This window comes from Saccharothrix coeruleofusca, from assembly GCF_014648515.1.
GTDB lineage: Bacteria > Actinomycetota > Actinomycetes > Mycobacteriales > Pseudonocardiaceae > Actinosynnema > Actinosynnema coeruleofuscum.
This window is the reverse complement of sequence record NZ_BMRG01000004.1, coordinates 376,629-381,613: the sequence shown is the minus strand read 5'-3', so window position 1 is coordinate 381,613 and position 4,985 is coordinate 376,629. Positions and strand designations below refer to the sequence as shown.

At 71.3% G+C, this 4,985-nt stretch carries 6 protein-coding genes; all 6 read right to left on the bottom strand.

Translation table 11 applies throughout. The features are described 5' to 3' along the window. On the bottom strand, positions 1-883 hold an 883-nt coding region (locus IEZ00_RS36605), incomplete at its 3' end, for an AfsR/SARP family transcriptional regulator (protein ID WP_229795612.1). Positions 884-971: 88 nt separating this feature from the next. After that, the gene (locus IEZ00_RS13910) at positions 972-1,547 is read right to left on the bottom strand and encodes a GrpB family protein (RefSeq protein WP_189223633.1); all 576 of its coding nucleotides are present in this window, start codon (positions 1,545-1,547) and stop codon (positions 972-974) included. 51 nt (positions 1,548-1,598) lie between these two features. After that, the gene (ligD, locus tag IEZ00_RS13905; protein ID WP_189223632.1) at positions 1,599-2,504 is read right to left on the bottom strand and encodes a non-homologous end-joining DNA ligase; all 906 of its coding nucleotides are present in this window, start codon (positions 2,502-2,504) and stop codon (positions 1,599-1,601) included. Next, on the bottom strand, positions 2,497-3,438 hold the full coding sequence (gene ligD / locus IEZ00_RS13900; protein ID WP_189223631.1) for a non-homologous end-joining DNA ligase: 942 nt from the start codon (positions 3,436-3,438) through the stop codon (positions 2,497-2,499). The genes ligD (IEZ00_RS13905) and ligD (IEZ00_RS13900) overlap by 8 nt, the downstream gene beginning before the upstream one ends. Positions 3,439-3,559: 121 nt before the next feature. Beyond that, positions 3,560-4,423: a non-homologous end joining protein Ku gene (gene ku, locus IEZ00_RS13895; protein ID WP_189223630.1), complete on the bottom strand. Its 864-nt coding sequence runs from the start codon at positions 4,421-4,423 to the stop codon at positions 3,560-3,562. A gap of 52 nt (positions 4,424-4,475) precedes the next feature. Continuing rightward, positions 4,476-4,985: tyrosine-type recombinase/integrase (locus tag IEZ00_RS36600; RefSeq protein ID WP_229795608.1), on the bottom strand; the 510-nt coding region annotated here is incomplete at its 5' end.

Sequence of the window (4,985 nt, the reverse complement as noted above, 5' to 3'; positions counted from 1 at the left end):
CCACCGGCACCAGGTCGACGAAGAACACCTCCTGCGCGACCTGCCCCCCGACCGCCTCGGCCACCTGCACCGCCAGCCGCGTCTTGCCCACCCCGCCCGGCCCCACCACGGTCACCAGCCGAGCCCGGCCCAACGCCTCGGCCAGCTGCCGCGACTCCTCCTCCCGCCCCACGAAACCGCTCAGCTGCGCGGGCAGCACCTGCCGCGCGGGCGGCCGGTCCCCGCGCAGCACCTCCAGGTGCGCCGCGGCCAGCTCCGGCGACGGATCAGCACCCACCCGCTCGGCCAGCTCCCGACGCGCCCGGTCGAAGACCTCCAACGCCTCACGCTGCCTGCCCTGCCGGTGCAGCGCCCGCACCAGCGCCGCGACCAGCCGCTCCCGCCCCGGATGACGCGCCACCAGCTCCCGCAGCAACTCCACCGGCACGGCGCCCACACCGCCGTGCTCCTCCACCGCCCGCAGCCGCAGCTCCTCCCAGCGGGCCACCACCGCCGCCACGAACGGCGCGTCACCGACGTCGACCAGCGCGGGCCCCCGCCACAACGCCAGCGCCTGCCCCGGCAGGCCCGCGGCCACCAGCTCCTCGAACCGGTGCGCGTCGACCTCACCGGGGTCGACCTCCAGCCGGTAACCCGCCGGGGTGCGCACCAGCTCCACGTCCAGCAACCGCCGCAACCGCGACACCTGCGACTGCACCGCGTTGGCCACCCCCGCGGGCGGCCGCTGCCCGTACACCCCGGAGATCAGCTGGTCGACTCCCACCACCCGGCCGGGGTGGACCAGCAACAGCGCCAACAGCGCGCGCAGCCGCTGCCCACCGATCCGCACCGGCGTCCCGTCGGCACGCCACACCTGCATCGGACCCAGCACCGCGAACCGCACGCGCGCGATTGTCCCGCACCGACCCCACCCACGATCAGGGCCGCGCGATCAGGGCCCAGGGGATAGGGCAGGGGATAGGGCAGGGGGATCAGGCCCGGCGGGCGTGCGCCATGATCCGCTCCACCACCCCGGACTTGGCCTCGGCGTACCCCTGCACGTAGCTCCACCGCCGCGCGGCCAACTCCCGCTTGGTCCGCTCGTACAGCACTCGATCAGCCGCGTCGGCCCGCAACCGGTCCCGGAACGCAGGCATCCGCTCGGCCTCCGCGTCACCGGCGGTGTGCACGTGCAGATTCACATCCGTGTCCGGCCCCTTGAACATCCGGTGCTCGTGCCAATGCGGCTCCCGGATCACCAACCGGTACCCCACCGACTCCAACGCGGGCACGTACGCCGCCTCATCCGCCGAATCCGGCACCACCAGCAGGATGTCGATGATCGGCTTGGCCGCCAACCCCGGCACCGACGTCGACCCCACGTGCTCCAGCGCCACCACCACCCGCTCCGGCAACGCCCCCCTGATCCGCTCCGCCTCCCGGCGGAACAACCGCGGCCACTCCGGGTCGTACTCCACCAGCGTGATCGTCGCGTCGTGCCGGACCGCCCCGCCGATCCACGCGCGGTTGACCACCCGCTCCAACTCCCGCTCCGCCGCCTCGTCCACACCCGTCCCCTCTCCAGCAGGCCACGCCAAACAGCCCGCCAGAGTAGGACCTCACCGGGGCAACAACACCGGATCAGCCCCCAAGTCCGCCATCAAGTCGCCCCCACTCACCCGTTCGAGAACCTCCTCGGCCACGAAGAGCAAATCCTCCGGCCGCGAACAGCCCTCCACCTCCTCCCACGTCACCGGAGTGGACACCGACGGCAACGACCGCGCACGCAACGAATACGGCGCCACCGTCGTCTTCCCAGGGTTGTTCTGCGACCAGTCGATCAACACCCGACCCGCCCGCTGCGACCGCCCCATCCGCCACACCACCTCATCCGGGTGCTCCGAGGCCAACCGCCGCGCCAACCCCCTGGCGTACTCCGCCGTGCGCTCCGGCCGCGACACCCGCACCGCCGCGTACAGCTGCAACCCCTTGGCCCCGCTGGTCTTGACCACCGCCCCGATCCCGTCCGCCGCCAGCGCCTCCCGCAACCACAACGCCACCCGACAGCACTGCACCACCGTCGCGGGCGCCCCCGGATCCAGATCGAACACCAGCAAGTCGGGGGAGTGCCTGCCACCGCGCGGCCCCACCCTCCACTGCGGCACGTGCAACTCCAACGCCGCCAGGTTCGCCAACCACACCAACGTCGCCAGGTCCTCAACCACCACGAAATCCGCGTACGGCGCGCCCTTGGCCGACCCCGGCGTCGCCAACCGCACCGTGCGCACCCACTCCGGCGCGTGCGAGGGCACGTTCTTCTCGAAGAACGACGGCCCGTCCACCCCCTCGGGAAACCGCCGCACCGTCACCGGCCGGTCCCGCAACCGCGGCAGCAGCACCGGCGCCACCCGCGTGTAGTAGTCGATCACCTCCGCCTTGGTGAACCCCACCTCCGGGTAGAGCACCTTGTCCAGGTTCGACAACCGCAACCGGCGGCCCTCCACCTCCACCAACGCCTCACCCAAGCCCGCGCACCTCCTCCGGCGCCTTGTCCGTCCGCAACCCCCGCCACACCGCGAACCGCAACCGCCCCTCCCGCGTCCAGCCCCGGTGCACCACCTCGCCCACCAGCACCGGCCGCACCCACCGCGCACCCCTCGCCCGCGCCACGGGCACCTGCCCCGAGAACGGCGAACGCCCCGCCTCCACCGACCGCAACCGCCGCGTCAACGCCGCCAACTCCCCATCGCTGAACCCCGTGCCCACCGACCCCACGAACACCAACCCGCCCTCACCGGGAACCCCCAGCAGCAACGCCCCCACCACCCCCTCGCGCCTGCCCACCCCCGGACGCCACCCCCCGACCACCACCTCCCGCGCCGCCACCTCCGTGATCTTGATCCAGTGCGGCGAACGCACCCCCGGCGTGTAAGGCGAATCCAGCCGCTTGGCCACCACCCCCTCCAGCCCCTGCTCCCGACTGGCCGCCAGCACCTCCGGCCCCGCACCGGCGAACGCCGGGGGAGTCAGCCAATGCCCACCCCGCAACCCCAACGACTCCAACAACTCCCGCCGCCGCGCATAAGGCAGTCCCACCGTCGACCGCCCGTCCAGGTGCAGCACGTCGAACACCAGGTACGTCACCGGCACCCGCGCCACCAACCGCCGCACCTGCGCCCCCGTCGCATGGATGCGCCGCTGCAACGCCGCGAAACTGGGCCGACCACCCGCCAGCGCCACGACCTCCCCGTCCAACAACACCTCCGCCGCCCCCACCTGCGCCCCCAACCCCTGCACCTCCGGATAGGCCGCGGTCACGTCGTTGCCCAACCGCGACACCAACCGCACCCGACCACCCCGCACCCGCGCCAGAGCCCGCACCCCGTCCCACTTGAACTCGTAGGACCACAACGCGTCCTGCTCCGCGGGCGGCAACGACGACACCGGCGTGGCCAACATCGGCGCCACCCACTCCGGCAACCCCACCCAACCCGACCGCACCGCTAACCGCACCGCCCCCGACTCCGACGGCAACCCCCGGGCAGCGCCCACGACATGGGGGAGCGAACCCTCCCGCACCTCAGGCAGGCTTCGCCTTCTTCCTCACCGACGACTTCCGCCCCGCAGATCCCTTCCCCGCAGACCCCCGCCCGGCAGACCCCCGCCCCGCCCGAGCCGACCGCGCCTGCTCCACACTGCGCTCCAACGCCGTCATCAGGTCGACCACCTCACCGGAATCCACCGACTCCGGCCGCGCGGGCAACTCCGCCCCCTCCGCCTTCGCCGCGATCACCTTCTGCAACGCCTCGGTGTAGTCATCGGAAAAATCACCCGGATCGAACGACCCCGCCATGCTCTCCACCAACGACGCCGCCATCCGCAACTCCTGCGGCCGCACCTCGACATCGTCGTCCAAGAACTCGAAATCCGGCTTCCGCACCTCATCCGGCCACAACATCGTGTGCAACACCAGCAGATCCCCGTGCGCCCGCACCATCGCCAACGACTCCCGCTGACGCACCGTGATCTTCACCACCGCCAACTGACCACTGCGCTCCAACGCCGACCGCAACAACACATAAGGCCGCGCCGCCGCCTTGTCCGGCTCCAAGTAGTACGCCCGCTGCAAGTAGATCGGATCGATCTCCTCCGCGGGCACGAACTCCAACACCTCGATCGCGTGATCAGTACTGATCGGCAACTTGTCGAAATCCTCATCCGCCATCACGACCATGCGCCCGTCATCGAGCTCATAACCCTTCGCGATGTCGGCGAACGCCACCTCCTCACCGCACACCGAACACACCCGCCGATACCGGATGCGCCCCCCGTCCTCCCGGTGCACCTGGTGAAACCGGAAATCATGCTCCTCCGTCGCCGTGTACAACCGCACACCGATCGTCACCAACCCGAAGGAGATCGCCCCACGCCACACAGCCCTCATCCCACGTGGGTACCCCGCCACAGCACCTCACGCACCCCACCCCAACAGAGCCCTACTCCCGCTGCGGCAACCGCGACAACGACACGTACGTCCGATTCCCCGCCACCGCCGCCCGCCGCTCCCGCGCCGTCGCCTCGATGTAGTTCTGACTCGTCGCCAAACTCGCATGCCCCAACAACGCCATGATCTCCGACGCCGACGCACCGTCCTCCGCCAACCGCGTCGCGAACGTGTGCCGCAACGCGTGCAGATTCGCCCCCGACGGCACCCGATCGTGCAACCCCGCCCACCGGAAGCACGACCGCACCAAATACTCCAACCCGCCCCGCCCGATCGGCTCACCCCGCCGATCCCGCAACAACGCCGACCCCCGATCGAACCGCCCCTGCGGAAACCGCCGCCGACACGAGGCCAAGTACTGCTCCACGATCCGATCCATCGCGGGCTCGATCGGCACCGACCGATCCCGATTCCCCTTGCCCACCACGTGCAACCGCCGCTCACCCGGCCGACCCACCACCGACGCCAGCGTCAACGCCCGCATCTCCGCCGACCGCAACCC

Bases quoted from the DNA above. Each gene is read 5' to 3' on its own strand.
- ku (WP_189223630.1), bottom strand. From the start codon at position 4,423: ATGAGGGCTGTGTGGCGTGGGGCGATCTCCTTCGGGTTGGTGACGATC.
- ligD (WP_189223631.1), bottom strand. From the start codon at position 3,438: ATGTTGGCCACGCCGGTGTCGTCGTTGCCGCCCGCGGAGCAGGACGCG.